This window comes from Nocardia sp. NPDC052112 (assembly GCF_040680135.1).
Taxonomy (GTDB): domain Bacteria; phylum Actinomycetota; class Actinomycetes; order Mycobacteriales; family Mycobacteriaceae; genus Nocardia.
In genome coordinates, this window is record NZ_JBFAWD010000008.1 from 97,390 (window position 1) to 116,743 (window position 19,354).

The window sequence follows — 19,354 nt, forward strand, 5'->3', positions numbered from 1 at the left end:
AGCGCAGCGCACCTGGTTTCGATTCGGCCACCATCCGGCACGGAATTCGGAACCAGGCGCGCTGTCGTTGGTCAAGCCTCACCAGTCCTGCCATGGGATTATGGTCCGCAGAGGTCCGCTGAGCAGCAACTCCTCGGCTGCTGGGCACGGCGCCCCGGAACCGGCAGCGTCCCACTGCGTTTCGGTCGCGGTGATGTGCTCGGTGACCTCGATGGGGTCGGCGTCGAGGTACAGCAGGCGGATGCGGAGTGAGCCCGGTGGATAGTCGCGAGTACCGCCGCCGAGAGGCAGCGTCGGATGGTTCTGCAACCTGTGTAGCGAGAACGTCCAGGCACCTGCGACTCCGGGGCAGGTGAGCAGGTTGGGTATGCGAACCTCGTCCTGCCAGCGGAACTGTTCATGGGTTGCGGCGTCATGCGACCGTGGGTAGTGGCTGACGGTGATGTGCAGTCCGCGATTGGGGCGGAACGGGATCGCATCCGCCGATACGCGAATACGCGGGGCCACATAGCCCTTGACAGGCGTGCAGAACGCCAGCAACGGCCTGTGGACGCCGGGCAGTATCGGGCCTCGTCCCCACTGGAAGGAGTCCTCGCCGAGTTTCGTCCACGCTGCGATGCTCTCCTCATAGGGCGGCCGGAACCAGTACATGGCGACGTAATCCGTGCCTGCCAGATCGGCGGCCGGGGCTTGGCCGAGGGCGGCGTAGTCCGCCGGCCTGGCCCAGCGATCACCCCACGCGACGCCAGGCAGCGCGAGGTTTTCCGGGCGATGGTCCAACTGATGCCACTCGTTGTACTCGCGATGCCGACCCGAATCGGCGAGTTCGATGAATGAAAAGAACACGCGTTCGGAAAACAACGCAAACCTCCAGTCATGTGTCGGCGCGGCACGACGGCGCAGATATGCGCGACTGTGTCATCGGCGCAACCCGATCGCCCCGCAAGTAGGTGCAGCCCAGTTCAATGCGGCTGATCGTGCGATGTGGTGATCGAATCCCGCCGTGATGTCCTCGGGCATCGCGGCGGCGCGCCGTGCCTCGAGATCGACGTGGACGAGCATTATCTCGAGGGTGTTCGACAGGCGCTCCCCGGATCGGTCCAGCAGAAAGGTCATCATGTGAACGGCTTTGTCGGTTCGGCCGAGAACACGCGTGTGAACCGTGAACTTGTCGCCTTCACGGAGCTCGCTGTAATACATGAGGTGGTGTTCGGCGGTGAAGAGTCCCAGTCGTCGTTCGGATCGATATGCCTCATCGATCCCGATCTGGCGCACGAGGACATCCGCGCCGTCCGAGTTCCGGTCGAGGTAGTGCACGACGTTCATGTGTCCGTTCAGATCGATGAAATCCGATGTAACGGTCCCTTCGATCGAATCAGGTAGCAGCAGAACTTGTTCGAATGTGGGGAGGAGGGACGCCATGGTTTCTCATGATCACCGATGATTGGAAGATCATCAGGCGTAGTGACCACTCAGTGGACTGCTATAGAGCCGCCGAGGGTGATCTGCCCGTACGGTCGCTCATGGTTGAATCGCAGCGGCGTGGCCGGCGCGGCGACCGAAGAAACTGCCATCGCCGAGCGAACAGCCACTGGCGTAGCCGCCGGCGCAGATTCCGGAGGTGACGCGGCCTGCGGCGTATAGGCCCGGAATGGGGTTGCCGTCTACATGGAGCACGCGCGAGTCCAAGTCTGTGCGCAGTCCGCCCAGCGTGAATCCGGCTGTTCGGCCACACATGTCGAAAGCAGCCAGCGGAGCGGAGATCGGTCGGACCCACTCGGACTTCTTGCCCAGCAACAGGTCTGATCCCGTCATAGCGTGCATGTTGTAGGTAGCGATGGTCGACTGCAACGACTGCGTCGGCAGCCCCATGTCTTTTTCGAGCTCGACGATGGACTCCGCGACCCAATCCGGGCTTCGGCGCAGCAACGGACTGCTGGTCTCGGTCGCTTCAGCCGCCTCCAGTTGTTCGCCGTCGATGATCACGAATGCCCGGTTGTCCTGCTGATTCAACACGGCCTGTCCGATCCGGCCCGGGTAGGTGTCCTCGGCGATGAAACGCTGGCCCAGCTCATTGACCACGATCCCGCGGACGAATATCTGCGGGTCGCCGAGAAACGCGACCTCGGCGGCGTCCATGTGCGCGGTATCGGCGCCGATGGACTGAGCGACCCGGATACCGATGCCATCGTGTTCTTCGATCGCCGCGGCGGGCCGACCCAGCAACCGCGGCGCGGCGTTGACAACCATGGTTCGGTTGTAGGCGAAGCTGCCGGTTGCCAGCACTACTCCACGATCGGCGCGGATGGTCACCCTCCGGCCGTATCGCTTCGCGACCACACCCACCACCCGATCTGTATCGTCGACGATCAGGCGCTGGAGCCGAATGTCGTATTCGGCACGCACTCCCAGCTTTTCAGTGCTGTCGGCCAACGGCTTCATCAGCATGTACCCACCGGCTTTGTCGGCGGTGCGCTGGATGCGGGGACGATGTCCGCGCGGGGCCGGAGTGGCGATTGTATTGAAGGGTGCGGCATTCTCGCCGCCCGAATACATCAGCCCCTCGTCGTGCGGAGGTTCCCAGCCGGGCTCACCGCAGAACTCCTCCTTGAACGGCACCCCCTGGGCCACAAGCCAATCGAAGTGCGCGACGCTGCCCTGACAGTACTCGTGAATCTTGGCCTGGTCGGCGCCCGGTCCTAGGGCGGCGAGCATGAACCGTTCCATGTTCTGCGGATCGTCGTCGAAGCCAAGTGCCTTCTGTAACGCGGTGCCACCGCCGAGATAGATGAAGCCCCCGGACTGAGCGGCTGCCCCACCCCAGCCACCAGCGCGTTCGAGGACGAGAACATCGGCCCCACCCTGTGCGGCTTCGATGGCGGCACAAACCCCGGCCACTCCGTAGCCCACGACCACAACGTCGGCCACCAGGTCCCACGCGGTAACTGTATGAGCCCGCATCGGGCGCGGACTGGCAGAATTCGACATGGCTTCCTACTCCGTGAAAGTGGTTCGGCCCGGCAGTGGTCAGTGCTGAACCACGGTGTGCGGCGCGAGGCGTGGTCTCAGATCATGGCTCGGAACGGGCCTTGGGGTTCGATACCCATCATGCTGAGAGCGGTTGAGTGGTATTGGGTTCCGGGCGTATGGATGGCGTGCTGGAGGCCGACGTGGGCGTCGCGCCAAAAGCGTTGCATGACATTCTGGCGGCGAACGGCATTGCCGCCGGAGCGGGCGAAGATCGCGTCCACTGCTGCCACCGCGCGCCACGCGCAGCGAACTTGATTGCGCCGCACCAGGGAACGGTCTTCGAAGGTGATCGACTTGCCTGCGTCGGCGAGATCGTAGAGGCGGCCGACGCCGTCGAGCAGTTGGGTACGGGAAGCGGCGATCTCGGCCGCTGCCTCGGAGATCGCGTAAAGGACGTAGGGGTCGTCCTTGATCTTCGTACCCATGGCGCTGACCCGATCCCGCTGGTAGTGCAGGTGGGCATCGAGTGCTCCCTCGGCGATGCCGATGACCGCGGAGGTAATGCCGAGCGGGAACATGGTCCAGAACGGAAGGCGGTAGACCGTGTCGGTGCGACCGGCACGTTCGGCGGCGACCTCGCCGGTGGCGACCACGTCCGCCTCGATGGTGCGGTAGGACGGGATGAAGGCGCCGTCGACGATGACGTCTTTGCTGCCGGTGCCGGACAGGCCGATCACGTCCCAGGAGTCGTCGACGATGGTGTAGTCATCGCGTGGCAACACAACGTGCAGCACCTTCGACGGCTGGGTGGGTTGGCCGTCGGTGTCGCCGAGCAGCGCGCCCAGGAAGATCCAGTCACAGTGGTCGGTTCCGGAGGAGAAATTCCAGTGGCCCTTCAGGATGTATCCACCGTCGGTGGGCGTCGCGATGCCCTGGGGCGCATAAGGTGACGCGATCCAGGTGTCCGGGTTCTCGCCCCACACCTCGTTCTGCACCTTGCGGTCCATGAGGGCCATTTCCCAGGGGTGGACCCCGCCGACACCACATACCCAGCCGGTCGAGCCGCAGCGCCGTGCGACCGCCATGACCGCTTCGGCGAAGTCCTGCGGATGCGCCGCGTAGCCGCCGAAGTCGGTGGGCTGCAGCAGCCGCATCACACCGGCTTGCCGGATGAGTTCGGCACTTTCGTCCGAGAGCTTGCCGATCCGCTCGGTCTCCTCGGCTGTCGCGGCCAGCTGGTCGGCGACCTCCTCGATCCGGCGAACCACATCGTGCGACATCAACGCACCTCCAACTGCTGTGAGAAAGAATTCCGCCCACTGGCGGGGCTCGTGGCCGACGCTATCGGGAATCGTGGTTCGCGCGATTTGTGGTGTCCGCTGATCGGAACGGTGCTGCGGCGGCCAGATTCAACCGCCAGGCGAAGGATGACCTTCCGCTGTTTCGCTGACCGGAATCCTTTCAGCCGGGCTAGCTTTCGGCCTGTCTACCATCGGGCCGCTCCGGCGATTCGGTGCCGGTGAGAAAGGAGCACGCTCGGTGTCCGAAGCAAGAGATTCGCTCTATGCCGCCGTTGATTGGGACCTCGATTGTGATGTCCTCGTGGTCGGTTCCGGAGGAGGGGCGCTGACCGGTGCCTACACCGCGGCGCGAGAAGGGTTGCGGGTTATCGTGGTGGAGGCCACCGAATACCTCGGGGGTACCACCGCGTATTCCGGTGGCGGGATGTGGTTTCCGTGTAATCCGGTGTTGCGACGAGCCGGTGATGACGACACGATCGATGATGCTCTGGCCTATTTTCATGCGGTGGTCGGCGATCGCACCCCCGCGGAACTGCAGGAGGCGTTCGTCACCGGCGGCGCGCCGCTGGTCGAGTACCTCGAGGCCGACTCCGCGATCGAGTTCCAGATCCTGCCCTGGCCGGACTATTTCGGCAATGCGCCGCATGCCCGGCCCACCGGGCGGCACATCATTCCTGCGGCGTTGCCCGCGGCACGGTTGGGCGAGCAGAGTGGACTGCTGCGTCCACCGCTGGCCACCGATCGTGCCGGGGCTGAGGCACCCGATGAGCTCGGCGGCGGGCAGGCGCTGATCGGACGGTTGCTGCTGGCGCTGACGCAGTTTCCGCACGCCCAGGTGCGGGTGAACGCAACCTGCTTGGAACTGATCCGGCTGGGTGGTCGTGTCGTCGGTGCCGTGGTTGCCACTCGCGAAGGTCAGCGGCGTGTGCGCGCCCGCCGAGGGGTCCTGGTGGCAGCGGGTGGGTTCGAACGCAACGACGCGATGCGCAAGGCGCACGGAGTGCCCGGATCGGCGCGCGATTCTATGTCGCCGCCCGGAAATTGCGGTCTGGCAATGGAAGCCGCGGTCTTGGTCGGTGCCGATACGGACCTGATGTCGGAGGCGTGGTGGACGCCGGGTCTGACGCATCCGGACGGGACCTCGACGTTCTCGCTGTGGTTCACCGGTGGCATTTTCGTCAATGACGAGGGCGGGCGGTTCACCAACGAATCGGCGCCGTATGACCGCGCTGGCCGAGCTGTGCTGCGTGAAATGGAGTCCGGCCGGATCACATTGCCGTATTGGCTGGTGTACGACAATCGGATGGGTGGACAGCCGCCGCTGCTGTTTACCGGTGTCCCGCTCGCGGACCATCAGGAGTACGTCGATGCGGGCTTATGGCACTCCGCGGACACGCTCGCGCAGCTCGCGGACCGCATCGGGGTGCCAACCGACGCGCTGGTCGAGACCGTCGATCGCTTCAACGGTTTCGTGGCGACCGGCAAGGACGATGAATTCGATCGTGGCGGTGAGGCGTTCGATACGTCGGTCCCGGGCAGCCCGAATCCCCTGGTGCCGATAGTCGAGCCCCCGTTCTATGCCGCGGCGTTCGGAGTTTCCGATCTCGGTACCAAGGGCGGGTTGAAGACCGATGCCAGCGCCCGGGTCCTCGGCAAGGACGGCGCGGTCATTCCCGGTTTGTACGCCGCGGGCAACTCCATGGCCGCGGTGAGTGGAACTGTGTACCCCGGAGGCGGGAATCCGATCGGCGCGGCAATGGTTTTCGCTCATCTCGCCGCGCTGGACATGGCCTCAGATCGAGCCTGAGCACCGGGAGAGCCCGGGGTGCCTCGATGAGGTCGTCCCGGGCTCTTCCGTTTCGAGGTGCCTCGGCATCACATGTGGGATCCGCCGTCGATGCGGATCTCGGTTCCGGTCACGAAATAGGCGTCGGCGGAGGCGAGCATGGCGACCACCGCGGCGACCGCGTCCGGCTTGGCGAAGATCGCCCCGCCATCGATCGGCAGCATGGGCGCGGTCTTGCCGAACAGCGTGAAGTCGGTGTCTTCGGGCAGCCCCGGCCCGACGCTCTGCTTGGATTCGCCGGTGCCGTCGGTCATTCCGGAGGAGATCGATCCTGGTTGGACCGAGTTGAACCGGATGCTTTCCTTGCTGAACTCCATGGCGAGTGCGTGTGTCATCGCCTGGATACCGCCCTTGGAGGCCGCGTAGGCGGCCATGTACGGATGGGCGAACTGTGCCGAGGTGGAGCTGAAGTTCACTACGGCTGGTCCGTTGCCCACCCGAAGCGCCGGGATCGCCTCGCGGACAACCAGGAAGGTACCGACCAAATTGATTCGGATCACTTGTTCGAAATCGGCGAGGGTGGTCTCTTCGAAATGCGACGACCGCAGCACACCGGCCGCGTTGATCAGCGCATCGAGCCCGCCGAGCGTGCTGACTGCCGCGGCCACACCGGTTTTCACCGACTCCTCGTTCGAGACGTCGATGACGACCGTGGTGAGTCGCTGTGCGTTGTCCCCGGCCTTGTCCACGGTGTCCTTCAGTCCGGTCTCGCTGATGTCGGCGGCGACGACACGGCCGCCCTCGTCGAGGATGCGCAGCACGGTGGCCTGCCCGATCCCGGATCCGGCCCCGGTGACGAGAACTCGGCGGTCGATGTAGCGCTGCAGAGCGATCATGTCGGATCTATCTCCCTTGGTCGCGGGTTTGTTGTCGGTGGTGTCAGGATGGCGAGGTCGTCGATGTGGCGGTACCGGGGTTTCGGTGAGCGGAACCCTCCTGGAAATCGAGCGCCATGGTCACCCAATCGGCGATGGGGCACGATGGCCCGCTTGGATCCGGGATGTCGATTGAGGTGATGGTGTGCGCTCCCGGCCCAGGGCGGACTTGTACACAGCCGCCTGAGGCTGCAATTTCTCGGCGAATCATTTGTATTAGTACGAGTTGGTCATGCTGATCGCGGTATTGGTCCGATGAGCGGTCTATTTCGCGTCGTGGCCCGCTTTCCGTCGGCAGCGGCGAAAGTATTTCGCGTAGGCAGTGTTTCGCTGAGTGAAATCGTGCGATAGCCCCTCATTTTCACTGTGACATGGTTCACGCGTTTCTAGTTTGTCGCAGATCCCGAAAGGGGTTGGTATGTCCACAACTCCCACCGTCGACCCGTCCGAGGCGTCCGGCATCCCGGACTTACCGGATGTAACCGGCAGGCTTGACGGCGCCTCCCGGGCACGACTGTTCTCGGTGCTGGCAATCATCGTGCTATTCAGCGAGATCGCGCCGATTCAGTACACGATGGTCGCGGCGGCGCTGCAGAAGATCGCGCCGTCTTTCCCCTCCGCGGGAGCCAACATTACCTGGGCGATGATCGTGTTCGGTCTGATCGGCGCGTCCGCGTCGCCGCTCATCGGCAAAATGAGCGACGTCTGGGGCAAGAAGCGGATGTTCGTCGCATGTGGCGTCCTGTTCGCGATCGGTTGCCTGATCTCGGCGATCACGAGCAGTTGGCCGATCTTTCTTGTCGGCCGCTGCCTGCAGTCGTTCGCGATCGCGAGTGTGATCGTTGCCTACGGGCTGATTCGGGATCTGATGCCCCGCAAGTATGTAACGATCGGGCTCGGTGTCACCTCGACGGGCTTCGGCTTCTCGGCGGCGCTCGCCCCGTTGCTGGCGGGCTGGCTCGTCGATAGCTACAGCTGGCGGGCGATGTTCTGGTTCTTGTTCGCCTTCACCATCGTTATGCTGCCGCTGGTCCTGGTGTTCGTGCCGGAATCGAAACTGCGCGTTCGCGAACGGATCGATTTCATCGGCGCGACACTGATTTCCCTCGGCGCGGCGCTCGTACTGATCTATGTCGACAAGGGCCAGGACTGGGGATGGGGGAGGCCCGCCACCCTGGTCTGGCTTATTGGCGGACTGCTGTTGCTCCTTGCCTTCGTGGCGGTGGAACGGCGGGCGTCCACGCCGATCATGGATATGCGGCTGTTGATGCATCCGCGTGTGAGCTTGGTGATACTGATCGCGCTGCTGGCCTCCTGCATCATCGGCGTGCAGGGCTACGCCATCGCGTATATGGTGCAGACGCCGGGCCAGGACGTCATCGAGAACGGCGTGCTGGCAGGCACTCTCGCGAAGGTGGCGCAGCTGACGGGAATGCAGTTGCCGCCGGAGGCGGTGCAGGTGAGTCTCGATCCCGGTTACTCCTACGGAAACGGCTTCAGCCTGCTCGAATTCGCTGTCCGCATCGCACTTTTACAGGGCTTGCTCACCATGGTCTTCGGCATCGTGGGCGGCATCGTGGCGCGCAAGGTCGGAGCCAGGCTTCCGTTGCTGCTTGCTGTGGCGGTCTTCGCGGTCGTCGGCCTCGCACAGGCCCTGGCACCGCATACCTGGCATATCTTCCTGCTCACCAACGCGGCCTTCGGTGTGGCCCTCGGCTTCTATTACGCGGCCGCGCCGAACCTCATCGTCGAAGCGGTTCCACAGGAACAGCAGGGCATCAGCGTCGGCATGCTCGGCGTGACGCAGAGCATGGGAGTGGCCATCGGCGTTGCCGTCGTGACCGCCCTCGTCAACGCCCACCCCCTGCACGCCACAGTGACCGTCGCGGGCCAGCCGCCCCAGACCAGACCCATCCCGCAGGTATTCGGTGACCGCGGGTACGAGCTCGGGTTCTGGTTCGGTACGGTCACCGTCATCGCCGCGCTTATCCTCACGCTCGCGATGCGGCACGGCCGGACCCCGGCCACAGGTGGCGCCGCGCACTGATCGTTTCGCGGCGCTTTCCGTGAAATGAGAAGGCCCCGTGCCGTTTTCGAGTTTCATCGCGTCACTCGGGAGCGGGCGGGGCCTTTTGTTCCGTTGATTGAAACAATCGTGATCGAACTACTGGTTGGATGGTGGGTTGATTGCGTCCGTCTCGGAGGAGTTTCAGCGGGTATCCGGCGTCCGCCCATGTAAGCCGCTCTAGCGTATGTACGCCGGGCGCTGGGATCGTCTGATGGGAGAACGTGTGAAGGTGAGGATGGGGATCAGTACCCCGGTGGTGCTGGACATTCCGGGGCGCTCTGCCGAGTGGGAACAGGATGCGGGGATCGAGGAGATCGCCCGCATTGCCGAGACGGGCGACCGCCTGGGATTCGATCATGTCACCTGTAGTGAGCACGTCGCCGTGGCGGAGCACTCCGAATCTGCGATGTTGAAGGGAGCACGGGGCACTCGCTATTGGGACCCGCTGGCCACGCTGTCGTATCTGGCCGCCCGGACGACGCGGATTCGGCTGTGCACCAGCGTGCTCGTGCTCGGCTACCACCACCCACTGGCCATCGCCAAGCGGTACGGAACGCTCGACCGCATCAGTGGCGGACGCGTGGTCCTCGGCGTCGGTGTGGGGACAGCGCGCGAGGAGTTCGACCTGCTGGGTGCTTCGTTCGCCGATCGGGGGCGGCGGGCTGACGAGGCGATCGCTGCTCTGCGTGCGGCGCTGGGTCGTCGGGTGCCCGAATTCGCCGGGGAATACTTCCGATTCACCGATCTCGTGGTGGATCCCTGCGCAGTTCAGGAAAGGATGCTGATCTGGGTGGGCGGTGTCAGCGATGCCGCGCTGCGGCGCGCCGCGAAACTCGGAGACGGATGGATCCCCGCTGCGGTCACCCCTACGCAGCTGCGGGCCAGTTTGATGGAATGTAAGCCTGCCGCAAAGGGTTTCGATGTGGTTGTGGGTACAGTTGAAGAGCTGGATCCGGGCGCCACACCGGAGCGGGCAGAACATGTGATCGGCGAACTCGGCGCAGCGGGAGCCACCATCGTGCAGCCGCGGCTGCGACACCGCTCGCTCACCCACTATCTAGAACAACTGGACGCACTGTCACGGTTGCGCTGTTTCGAGGCAATCCAGCCGCGGTAAGGCCGGCGGCTGACCCGTGCGGCGGTCTCGCTGATGATCGCCGTGGCCGGTGGTCAGCCGGAGCGTCCGGTGCCTGTCGCTGATCGGTACGGGCATGAATCTTGGTGGTCAGCCCGCCCCGCGAGCGGCCCAGCGCGTGGTCGGCGGGCTCATAGGCGCCTTTCTTGTAATTCGACAGAGCGCCGTGGTGAGCGTGTCCGAGCGGGCGCCCGCGGCATGTTGATGCGCCCGCTCGCTGGTCGAGTCCACCGGCAGCAGTTTCTCGATATCGCAGGCAATATCGGCATGGAACCCGAACACCCGTCGCGAACCGGATGAACCTCTCGTTGTAGGCGCCATCCGGAGCCGACGATGATGCCGCTTCCACACCGTCTGCCACGGCCCGAAATCGGCGGGCAGGTCTCGCTACGGACTGCCTGTGCGGAACCTCCAGGCGATACCCTCCAGCATCAACCGGTGATCACCGAATCTATTGCCCCTGATGCCCTCGTATGAGGGCATCACCGGTTCGACAGTCGCCCAGAACTCATCAGAAATCACACCCATCCGCGTCACCAGCGGATCATCGCCGGGCAAGACCGAATATTCGGGAATCTCGCTAGGAACAGCTGCGGCCGCGCAGTCCGTCGAGGACGATCCGCAGGTTGCGGTTCCACTGGCCGCTGTCACTGTGTAGTCCGATGGTGTGTGAGTCGGTCGAGACTCCCGCGAGCAGGAAAGCCACGTCCTGCCAGGCGATATCGCGGCGCATTTCGCCCGCGCTCTGCGCGGCTTCGACCAAATGCCTGATCCGCGTGCGTATTTCGGCGAGCAATCGATCCAGGCCCGGGATACCGGTACCGCCCAGCGCCTCGTTGGCACCGCAGCTCTCGGCGCGCAGTCGGACATACACCGAGGCGAAGTCGGTGAACCCGTGCCATGGATCGGGGTCGGCGAGCGCGCGATCGGCGCTGGCGATCACCTCGCCCAGCACCTCCTCCAGCACAACCTGCAGCAGCGTCTCCCGCGAGGGGATCCGCCGATAGAAGGTGCCCTTGCCGACTCCGGCGCGCTGGGCGATTTCCTGCGCGGTGACCTCGACCCCGACCTCGGCCAGTGCCGACCGTGCCGCCGTGATCAGGCGCTCGAGGTTGCGCCGGGCGTCGGCACGGGGCGTTTGACCGCCCTCGTCGGCGAGCAGTCGATCCACGGCGGTGATCACACCGTCAGCGTACCAAGTGGACTCACCGGGTCCGCTTAGGTAAAACGGACTCAGCAAGTCCGTTTATCTGAGAGGGGCAATCATGGATTCCATTCGGGTGGGCATCATCGGCGCCAGTCCCGACCGCGGCTGGGCTGCGCGCGCACATGTTCCCGCGCTGCGAGCGCTCGAAGACTTCCGGATCACCGCCGTCGGCACGAGCCGTACCGAGAGCGCGCAGCGTGCGGCGCGACTGTTCGGCGCGACGCACGCGTTCACCGATCCGCGCCGACTCGCGGAGGATCCCGAGGTCGACCTGGTTGTGATCACGGTGAAGGTGCCAGCGCACGCGGAGCTGATCCGCCTCGCGCTGGCAGCGGGCAAACATGTCTACTGTGAGTGGCCGCTCGCACTGACTACCGCCGAGGCCGAATCGTTGACCGAGCTCGCCGAGGACGCGGGCGTGCGCCACGTGGTCGGCCTGCAGACCCGATACGCACCGGCGATCGCCCGCGCCCGCCGGTTGCTCGCGGAAGGCTTTGTGGGCAACGTTGTTTCAGCGACTGTGTACTCCGCACGTCACCTGGGCGCCGGCACGCAGATCCCGGACTGGGCGGCCTACACCCTCGACCAGACCAATGGCGCGGGCATCGTGGAGGTTGTCGGCGGGCATACGCTCGACGCGGTCGCGCACCTGATCGGCGACTTCACCGATCTTTCGGCCCGGCTCGCCATCCGCCACCCACACGCGGTAATCGAGGAAACCGGCGTGGCAATCGATGTCACCACTCCGAATCATCTACTACTCGACGCCGTCACGGCGGAGGGAGTCGTGGTGTCGGCTCACATCCACGACTCCAAGGTGACCAACGGCCGCACCCGAATCGAGATCTCCGGCACCGCAGGCGATCTGGCGATCGTCTCCGGCGCCAACGGGCCGGGTGGCATTTCGCTGAGTGAACTGCGCCTACTGGGTTCCCGCGGTGGGGGCGAATGGCAGCCGCTGCCGGGCGAGGATCCGCTGACCGACATGACCTTCGGCACCGAAGTCGGCAACGTCGCGAGACTGTACGCGGCACTGGCGCAAGACATTCGAACCGGCACCACGACGGTTCCGACCTTCGACGACGGAGTCCACCTGCACCGCCTGCTCGACGACGTCCGCAGTTCAGCAGACACCGCGACACGGGTGGCGACTTCCTGAGGAAACCACCGCCTCATCCGTGGCCGGTATGACTCGAGACCCGCGATTTGGGAGACATGGCTTAGTAACGGAGAATCGTGGGATTCGGCAAAGGTATGCGCGACTGGCGATTACGCGGTCCGCGGCAGCTGGGCGCGGCCGAGCGCGTTCGATGCGGAGGCGCAGATCTGGCGGAGCGGGGTTTCGAGACGGCGGGCATCGAGGTGGCCATGGGGACCGGCGACCGAGAGCGCGGCGACAGCGCGACCGCGGCCGTTGAAGATCGGCGCCGCGATGCAGGACAACCCGAGTCGGCTTTCCTGGTTGTCGTGGGCCACGCCGCTGTGCCGAATAGTGGTCAGTTCGCCAGTCAACCGGGACGGGGCGATGATGGTGTGCGGGGTGATCGCGCGCTGTGGGGCGGTAAGGACCTGAGTGGCGGTGTGCGAGTGATAGGCGAGCAGGACTTTGCCTACCGCAGTGCAGTGGGCCGGGAGCCGACCACCGATACGGGAGGGCGCCGGAACGGTGCGGTGGCCGTACAGCTTGGCGAGATAGACCACGTCGGTGCCGTGCAGTGCGGCCAAATGCACTGTGTGCCGCGTTGTGTCGTAAAGATCGGTGAGGAAGGGCAGCAGGAGATCCCGGACGCGTTCGCGCTCGGGTGAGTACACCGTGTGACCCAACTGGTGCAACCGGGCGCCGAGGCGGTAGCCGGTGCCGACGCGTTCGACGACACCATTGCGCTCGAGCATCGCTAGCACGCGAAAAGCAGTCGACTTGCTGAGTTGCGTGCGTCGTGCGAGTTCACTGACGCCTACGCCGGTGCTCGCCTGGTCGCCGAAAGCGACGAGCAGACTGATGGCCTTGTCGACGGCGGCGCGGTCGTCGCGGGCCGATTCGGGAATTGACGTGGTCATGCTGGTTCCTCTGCTCACGCTGCGGTGTCAACTTCAGTGCACCAGTTCGGCACTTCTACTTGACAATCATGCAAACCGGCGAGCCGTTCGTCAACAATGACGACTTGTTAATTAAAAGTGACGCACAGTCTGGTAGCCGGGAGTTGCTACCAGGTCGAGTGCCATTCATCGTCTGGCATCTACTTTCATAGCTGGGCTGCCGACACCGCAGTGTCAGGATCGGCCAGTAGTCGAGGATCCACAGCGATGCGGTTGGTGATCATGCGGCGGACAGTCGCGAGTTCCTTGGGCCGGTCGATCGTGAGGGCCGCTACCAACCGTCCATCTGGCGCCAGCCAGGCCGCCGTCGGCGAACCGGTGCGCTGCTCGCGCCACATGAGTGTGTCCTCGCGCCCGTGGTGACCGACGTACTGGCAGCGATGCCCGAACTGATCGCTCCAGAAGTAGGGCACCGGATCATGCACCGGTAGCCGGTCATCTGGCGTACTCGAGAGGACTTGCGCGACAACGGTTGCCGCGTTCGCCGCCTCGTCCCAATGACCCGTACGTATGCGTGCACCCCAGCGCGGTGACCAACGCGCGGCCACATCACCGAGGCCCAGAACACCCGGCACCGCGGTGCGCAGATGTTCGTCGACGACGATCCCGCCCTCCACGGGAATGCCGCTGCCGCGCAGCCACGCCGTCTCCGGGTGGGCCCCGATGCCGGTGACGACGAGATCGGCCGGTATGGCGGAGCCGTCGGACAGCAGGACCTCACGGTCGGTCACTTTCTCGACCGTGGTCTGTAACCGTAGGTCGACTCCGGACCACCACGGCAGTAGCAGACGCGTCCCGGCATCGGTGCCGAGTGCCTGTGCGCTGGGCGCCGCCGCGGCCTCGATGCAGGTGACCTGTGCGCCGCGTGCCAGGGCGGCGGTCGCGACCTCGGCGCCGATCCATCCGGCACCGATCAGGACCACCCTGCTGCCGGGAGTGAGATGCTGTCGTACGCGCCGGGCATCCGTCAGGGTTCGAAGCACCGACTGAGATCCGTTGCCCGGCAGCCGGATCGGTGTGGCGCCGGTTGCGATCACCAAGGCGTCGTAGCCGACCTCCGAGCGTGTGGTCGTCACGGTGCGCCGGTTGGTGTCCAGCCCGAGAGCGGGTTCTCCGAGCCGCAGATCGACATCGAGAGCGGCCGCATCGAATGCGAGCGCGGGGTCGGTATCGCCGGTGAGGACGCCCTTGGACAGTGGCGGGCGATCGTAGGGCGGATGCGGCTCATCGGAGAGCATCGTGATTGCGCCGGTGAATCCGCGCTTGCGCATCTCCTCGCAGGTGCGGGCGGCGGCCAGGCCGCCACCGGCCACCACGAGATGACCTCGGTCCGGGATGAGGGCTGCGTTGTCCACGCCAGCAGCAAAGCAGCGGGGCGGGCCCGATCTGCTGTCGCGATGCGACAAGAACAGGCTTGGGTTTGTGGCTGAGCGCCATCCTCCCGGCCTCCGAAGACCGACATGGTTGGAGCTACCAGCAAGGAGGCTTCCAATATGTCAATGACTTTCGACCTCGATCCGGCGACGGCGGAACTGGCCGCGCGGATGTCGAAGTTCGTGGGTGAAGTGGTCATCCCAGAAGAGGCCCGCAGCGGAATATCGCTACATCACGGCGATGAGCAGTTGCGGCAGCGGTTGGTGAGCTCCGCCAAGGAGTTCGGTGTGTACGGACCGCACGTGCCCGAGGAGTTCGGCGGGCACGGGCTGTCGCTGCTGCAGTTGGCTGTGGTGTTCGAACAGGCGGGACGATCGCTGTTGGGACCGTTGGCCATCCAGGCTCAGGCGCCGGACGAGGGCAATATCAATCTGCTGGATAAGGTGGCGAATTCCGAACAGCGACAGCGTTTTCTGGCACCGCTGGCGGCTGGGGACGTGCGCTCCTGCATTGTCATGACCGAACCGAACGGTGCGGGTTCGGACCCGAACGCGCTGACTACTACAGCGCGCCGAAGCGATCGTGGCTGGGTTATCAACGGGCGCAAGTGGTTCATCAGCGGCGCGCACGGTGCCGCATTCGGGATCGTGCTGGCCCGCTCCAGCGGCGAGTGGGGCGATCGTGGCGGGGCCACGATGTTTCTCGTCGACATGAACACACCGGGCCTCGAGGAGGTACGGGTGATCGACAGCCTCGACGAAGGATACTTCGGCGGACACAGTGAGCTGCTGTTCACCGATGTGGAGGTGAGCGACGACGCGGTGCTCGGCGAGGTCGACCTCGGGTTGAAATACGCGCAGGTGCGGCTCGGTCCTGCCCGGATGACGCACTGTATGCGATGGCTCGGAATCGCGCAGCGATCGCAGGAGATCGCGATCGAGCGGGCGATCGAACGGGAAGTGTTCGGTGCCAAGCTCTCCGAGCTCGGCATGGTCCAACAGCTGATCGCCGACAATGAAATCGATCTGGAGGCCAGCCGCGCCCTGCTCTACCGAACCTGCGCCGAACTCGATAGCGGAGCGACCGCGACCCGGTCGACTTCCATTACCAAGACCTTCGTCTCCGAGGCACTGGGCCGCGTGGTGGACCGCTCGATACAGATCTGCGGTGCATTAGGCATCTCCTATGACACCCCGCTGTCCCGGTTCTACCGGGAACTGCGTCCGTTCCGCATCTATGACGGACCGTCCGAGGTGCACCGGTGGGCGATAGCCCGGCGCGCAGTGGGACGCTTCGAGGCGAACAGGACGAATGGATGAACGAGTCATCCTCCGATGCACGGGTCCTGCTCGAGCACCTGCTGCGGCCGCGTAGCATCGCGCTGATCGGTGCCTCGGACGATCCGGTGAAGCTGACGGGCCGTCCCATCGAATACCTGAAGCGGTTCGGGTATCAGGGCCGGATTCTTCCGATCAATCCGAATCGTGAAACGGTCCAAGGGATTCCAGCCTATTCGAGCATTGGTGCCATTGAAGGGCCGGTCGATCTGGCCCTGCTCGGTGTGTCGGCCGAGCGGACGGCCGATGCCCTGCGCGAATGCGTGGCAAAGGGCGTGCCGGTAGCCATCGCGTACGCGTCCGGCTTCGCCGAGACCGGCGAGCGTGGCGCGGCATTGCAAGCCGAGCTCGCCGAGATCTGCCGTGAATCCGGAATTCGCCTGCTCGGCCCGAACTGCTTGGGTCTGGTCGCTGCCCGCGATGCGGTCACGGTCACGTTCTCCTCATCTCTGGACGAGGGCGACACATTGCCCTCTGGTCCGATCGGTTTTGTCAGTCAGAGCGGCGCGTTCGGCACTTCGATCACCAGCCGACTGCGAGATGGCGGAGTCGGTGTCGGCTACTACGTGAACACCGGCAACGAAGCCGATCTCGATGCTGCCGAACTGCTTTCGGTGCTCACCGCCGCCGATGACGTGTCCGTGCTGCTGTGCTATCTGGAAGGAGTGCGCGACGGTCGGCGGTTCGTCGATATGGCCCGAGCGGCTTTCGCGGCAGACAAACCGGTGGTCGCGGTCAAGGTCGGCAGCTCCGCGGCCGGTGCGCGAGCGGTGAGTTCGCACACCGGGTCGATGGCGGGTGAGGACGCTGTATTCGACGCGGTGGCACGCCAATTCGGCATTCTGCGGGTACCCGGTGTGGAGGCGATGCTCGATACCGCCCAATTGCTGGCCACCGGTCGGCGGATGGCCGGGCCGAATCTGACGGTACTCAGTATTTCCGGCGGCGCGGGCGTGCTCACTACTGACGCGGCCGAATCAGCGGGGCTGGCAGTCGCGGCATGGGACGCGCACTGGCAGGCGCGGATGGCCCAGGTGATTCCCCCGTTCGGGTCACCGGTGAATCCGATCGATCTCACCGCCTCTCTGATCAGCAAGCCGGACATGCTTGCCCGGGCACTGGACGTCGCGGTCGAACATCCCGGAACCGATGCTCTCGTCGTGGTGCTCACGAACGTCGAACGTGGTTCCGACGCTGTGGTTTCCGCACTCCGCGACGCTGCGAGCCGGACGGACAAGCCGCTGGTGGTCGTCTGGATCGGTGGCAGCGGCCGACCGGCGCGGGCGCTGGCCGATGCTGGCGTCCCGACCTACCGGGACCCGCACCGAGCCGTCGCCGCGCTGTCGGCGCTGGCCGAATATGGTGCACGCCCACCCCTCCCAGGGGCACCGGAATTCGATGACGTGGATACTGCGGCGGCGCTCGATGTGATCGCCAAGGCCCGTGCTTCGGGACGGATCAGGCTCGATGAGCTCGAGGCGACGAAGGTGCTTGCGGCATATGGCATTCCGATGGCGCCCGCCTATGCCGCCGCGACGCCCGACGAAGCCGCGCTCATCGCCCAGCGCCTGATGTTCCCGGTGGCGGTGAAGGTGCTTTCCGCCGATATCGGGCACAAGAGCGATCTCGATGCGGTGAAGCTAGGGTTGCCGAATTCCGAATCCGTGGCATCGGCCGCCCACGAGGTTCTCGCCGCGGCGGCCGGGGCATCCGATGCGCGCGTGCTTGTCCAGCAGATGGCGCGGCCGGGTCAGGAGCTGGCTCTGGGGGTGACGAACGACCCGGTGTTCGGGCCGACCGTGCTTGTGGGTTCGGGTGGAGTGCTGATCGAGTTGCTCGATGATCGGGCACTCGCTCTCGCACCGCTGGATCCCGCAACCGCGGACGCGCTCATCGGCGGCTTGCGCGGAGCCCGACTGCTGGATGGCTATCGCGGTGGTGCCCGCCGCGATCGCGGCGCCCTCGCCGAGGCTATGAGCCGACTGTCGCTGCTGGCGGCGGACTTGGCTGACGATATCGCTGAAATCGACATCAACCCGATTTTTGTGCATTCCGAAGGGGCGGGTGTCACCGGCGTCGATGCCTTGATCACCCTCACCGAGAAAGGCGGTGGGCACCGCTGATGACGAACCGCGCGTGGGAGATCCACCGCCTCTCCGACGATCCGAGTGAGGCATTGAGGCTTGTCACCTGCCCGCCCGAGCCGCCGCCCGGCGCGGGGGAGGTGGTGGTGAACGTGCGCGCGGTCGCGCTCGGATTTCCGGACCTGCTCGTAAGCCAGGGGAATTACCACGAGAAACCGGAGTTGCCTTGCGTTCCCGGCGGGGAAGGCACGGGAACCGTGGTGGCGGTCGGTGCAAACGTCGCGCCCGACCTATTGGGTCGACGCTTCCTGCTGACCCGTGACGGTGCCCTGCGTGGTCTGCTCCGACAGCAGGTCACTCTGCGTGCCGATGAACTGCTGCCAGTGCCCGAAAGCATGCCCGACGGTGTTGCGGCCGCACTGTTCGTGGCCTACCACACGGCGTATATGGCGTTGTTCCGGCGGCGGAAGGGTGACCTTCGAAAGGGAGAGACATTGCTGGTGCACGGGGCGGCGGGCGGCGTCGGCAGCGCCGCTGTCGAGCTCGGAAAGGCCGCGGGTGCACAGGTGTTCGCAGTGGTCCGAGGTGCGGCCAAAGTGCCGGTGGCGTATCAGCTCGGTGCCGACGTGGTGATCGATAGTGCGGTCGAGGACATTGTCGAGCGGGTACTTGCCGAGACCGCGGGCCGAGGGGTCGATGTCGTCTTCGACCCGGTGGGCGGTCCGGCTCTGGAGGCATCGCTGCGCTGCATCGCGGTGGAGGGCAGAATCCTGGTGATCGGATTCGCCAGCGGGCAGCGGCTTCCGGTCGCCACCAATCACGCTCTGGTAAAGAACTTTTCGGTAATCGGATTCCGTACGCGGCCGTTCCGGCTCGACCCGGACTACCGGCGCTGGGTCCACGACCGGATAGTCGAGCACTACGAAGCTGGTCGGATCAGGCCGCTGAGCCGCACCGTGGATTTCGGTGAGGTGCCTTCGGCTTTCCAGGAGTTGCTCGAGCGAAAAGTGCTGGGTCGACTTGTGTGCCTCGTTCGAACAGGGTTGAACTGATGATCGGG

The 19,354-nt window shown here is 65.1% G+C and carries 15 protein-coding genes and 1 pseudogene; 7 read left to right on the forward strand and 9 right to left on the reverse strand.

The annotated features are described in order from the left end of the window. Nucleotides 1-78: 78 nt before the first annotated feature. The 4 genes from AB0L58_RS17745 to AB0L58_RS17760 all read right to left on the reverse strand — a co-directional run bounded on the left by AB0L58_RS17745 (nucleotide 79) and on the right by AB0L58_RS17760 (nucleotide 4,250). Complete coding sequence (locus AB0L58_RS17745) at nucleotides 79-861, reverse strand: hypothetical protein (RefSeq protein ID WP_364387798.1); 783 nt, start codon at nucleotides 859-861, stop codon at nucleotides 79-81. A gap of 57 nt (nucleotides 862-918) precedes the next feature. Further along, nucleotides 919-1,422: a thioesterase family protein gene (locus AB0L58_RS17750; RefSeq protein WP_364387800.1), complete on the reverse strand. Its 504-nt coding sequence runs from the start codon at nucleotides 1,420-1,422 to the stop codon at nucleotides 919-921. A 99-nt stretch (nucleotides 1,423-1,521) separates the two neighbouring features. Continuing rightward, complete coding sequence (locus tag AB0L58_RS17755; protein ID WP_364387803.1) at nucleotides 1,522-2,988, reverse strand: FAD-dependent oxidoreductase; 1,467 nt, start codon at nucleotides 2,986-2,988, stop codon at nucleotides 1,522-1,524. Between the two features lie 77 nt (nucleotides 2,989-3,065). Then, entirely contained in the window at nucleotides 3,066-4,250 is a 1,185-nt protein-coding gene (locus AB0L58_RS17760; RefSeq protein ID WP_364387805.1) for an acyl-CoA dehydrogenase family protein, read from the reverse strand. Between the two features lie 259 nt (nucleotides 4,251-4,509). Between AB0L58_RS17760 and AB0L58_RS17765 the strand changes: the two genes are divergently transcribed. Then, nucleotides 4,510-6,078, forward strand: coding sequence for an FAD-binding protein (locus AB0L58_RS17765; RefSeq protein ID WP_364387807.1), 1,569 nt, complete (start codon nucleotides 4,510-4,512; stop codon nucleotides 6,076-6,078). A gap of 68 nt (nucleotides 6,079-6,146) precedes the next feature. On the opposite strand, the gene AB0L58_RS17770 is transcribed toward AB0L58_RS17765, so the two are convergent. Then, nucleotides 6,147-6,953: an SDR family oxidoreductase gene (locus AB0L58_RS17770; protein WP_364387809.1), complete on the reverse strand. Its 807-nt coding sequence runs from the start codon at nucleotides 6,951-6,953 to the stop codon at nucleotides 6,147-6,149. 457 nt (nucleotides 6,954-7,410) lie between these two features. Between AB0L58_RS17770 and AB0L58_RS17775 the strand changes: the two genes are divergently transcribed. Together AB0L58_RS17775 and AB0L58_RS17780 are read left to right on the forward strand one after the other, a co-directional pair. Further along, nucleotides 7,411-9,039, forward strand: coding sequence for an MFS transporter (locus tag AB0L58_RS17775; RefSeq protein WP_364387811.1), 1,629 nt, complete (start codon nucleotides 7,411-7,413; stop codon nucleotides 9,037-9,039). Between the two features lie 256 nt (nucleotides 9,040-9,295). Continuing rightward, nucleotides 9,296-10,177, forward strand: a complete 882-nt coding sequence (locus AB0L58_RS17780; protein ID WP_364387813.1) for a TIGR03619 family F420-dependent LLM class oxidoreductase — start codon at nucleotides 9,296-9,298, stop codon at nucleotides 10,175-10,177. Between the two features lie 33 nt (nucleotides 10,178-10,210). Here the strand turns inward: AB0L58_RS17780 and AB0L58_RS17785 are convergent. After that, nucleotides 10,211-10,732: pseudogene (locus tag AB0L58_RS17785) on the reverse strand (IS5 family transposase); the annotation flags it as partial. Between the two features lie 43 nt (nucleotides 10,733-10,775). Then, nucleotides 10,776-11,378 carry a TetR/AcrR family transcriptional regulator gene (locus AB0L58_RS17790; RefSeq protein ID WP_364387815.1) on the reverse strand — a complete coding sequence of 201 codons (603 nt, stop codon included), beginning with the start codon at nucleotides 11,376-11,378 and terminating at the stop codon, nucleotides 10,776-10,778. A gap of 82 nt (nucleotides 11,379-11,460) precedes the next feature. Between AB0L58_RS17790 and AB0L58_RS17795 the strand changes: the two genes are divergently transcribed. Continuing rightward, a complete protein-coding gene (locus AB0L58_RS17795; RefSeq protein WP_364387817.1) occupies nucleotides 11,461-12,561 on the forward strand; it encodes a Gfo/Idh/MocA family oxidoreductase in 1,101 nt (366 codons plus the stop codon). A gap of 110 nt (nucleotides 12,562-12,671) precedes the next feature. On the opposite strand, the gene AB0L58_RS17800 is transcribed toward AB0L58_RS17795, so the two are convergent. Then, nucleotides 12,672-13,460 (reverse strand): IclR family transcriptional regulator, encoded by a 789-nt coding sequence (locus AB0L58_RS17800; protein WP_364387819.1) that lies wholly within the window; start codon nucleotides 13,458-13,460, stop codon nucleotides 12,672-12,674. A gap of 185 nt (nucleotides 13,461-13,645) precedes the next feature. Continuing rightward, nucleotides 13,646-14,854, reverse strand: coding sequence for an FAD-dependent oxidoreductase (locus AB0L58_RS17805; RefSeq protein ID WP_364387821.1), 1,209 nt, complete (start codon nucleotides 14,852-14,854; stop codon nucleotides 13,646-13,648). 138 nt (nucleotides 14,855-14,992) lie between these two features. On the opposite strand from AB0L58_RS17805, the gene AB0L58_RS17810 reads away from it, so the two are divergent. From AB0L58_RS17810 to AB0L58_RS17820, 3 genes are read left to right on the forward strand one after another with little or no spacing between them, the layout of a single operon-like run. Further along, a complete protein-coding gene (locus AB0L58_RS17810) occupies nucleotides 14,993-16,192 on the forward strand; it encodes an acyl-CoA dehydrogenase family protein (RefSeq protein WP_364387823.1) in 1,200 nt (399 codons plus the stop codon). Beyond that, on the forward strand, nucleotides 16,189-18,333 hold the full coding sequence (locus tag AB0L58_RS17815) for an acetate--CoA ligase family protein (protein ID WP_364387825.1): 2,145 nt from the start codon (nucleotides 16,189-16,191) through the stop codon (nucleotides 18,331-18,333). The genes AB0L58_RS17810 and AB0L58_RS17815 overlap by 4 nt, the downstream gene beginning before the upstream one ends. Continuing rightward, entirely contained in the window at nucleotides 18,333-19,346 is a 1,014-nt protein-coding gene (locus tag AB0L58_RS17820) for an NADPH:quinone oxidoreductase family protein (protein WP_364387827.1), read from the forward strand. The genes AB0L58_RS17815 and AB0L58_RS17820 overlap by 1 nt, the downstream gene beginning before the upstream one ends. Nucleotides 19,347-19,354: the final 8 nt, after the last annotated feature.

Coding starts and splice junctions, on each gene's coding strand:
- AB0L58_RS17775 (WP_364387811.1), top strand. CDS start 7,411: ATGTCCACAACTCCCACCGTCGACCCGTCCGAGGCGTCCGGCATCCCG.
- AB0L58_RS17750 (WP_364387800.1), bottom strand. CDS start 1,422: ATGGCGTCCCTCCTCCCCACATTCGAACAAGTTCTGCTGCTACCTGAT.
- AB0L58_RS17810 (WP_364387823.1), top strand. CDS start 14,993: ATGTCAATGACTTTCGACCTCGATCCGGCGACGGCGGAACTGGCCGCG.
- AB0L58_RS17820 (WP_364387827.1), top strand. CDS start 18,333: ATGACGAACCGCGCGTGGGAGATCCACCGCCTCTCCGACGATCCGAGT.
- AB0L58_RS17815 (WP_364387825.1), top strand. CDS start 16,189: ATGAACGAGTCATCCTCCGATGCACGGGTCCTGCTCGAGCACCTGCTG.
- AB0L58_RS17800 (WP_364387819.1), bottom strand. CDS start 13,460: ATGACCACGTCAATTCCCGAATCGGCCCGCGACGACCGCGCCGCCGTC.
- AB0L58_RS17780 (WP_364387813.1), top strand. CDS start 9,296: ATGGGGATCAGTACCCCGGTGGTGCTGGACATTCCGGGGCGCTCTGCC.
- AB0L58_RS17795 (WP_364387817.1), top strand. CDS start 11,461: ATGGATTCCATTCGGGTGGGCATCATCGGCGCCAGTCCCGACCGCGGC.
- AB0L58_RS17755 (WP_364387803.1), bottom strand. CDS start 2,988: ATGTCGAATTCTGCCAGTCCGCGCCCGATGCGGGCTCATACAGTTACC.
- AB0L58_RS17770 (WP_364387809.1), bottom strand. CDS start 6,953: ATGATCGCTCTGCAGCGCTACATCGACCGCCGAGTTCTCGTCACCGGG.
- AB0L58_RS17760 (WP_364387805.1), bottom strand. CDS start 4,250: ATGTCGCACGATGTGGTTCGCCGGATCGAGGAGGTCGCCGACCAGCTG.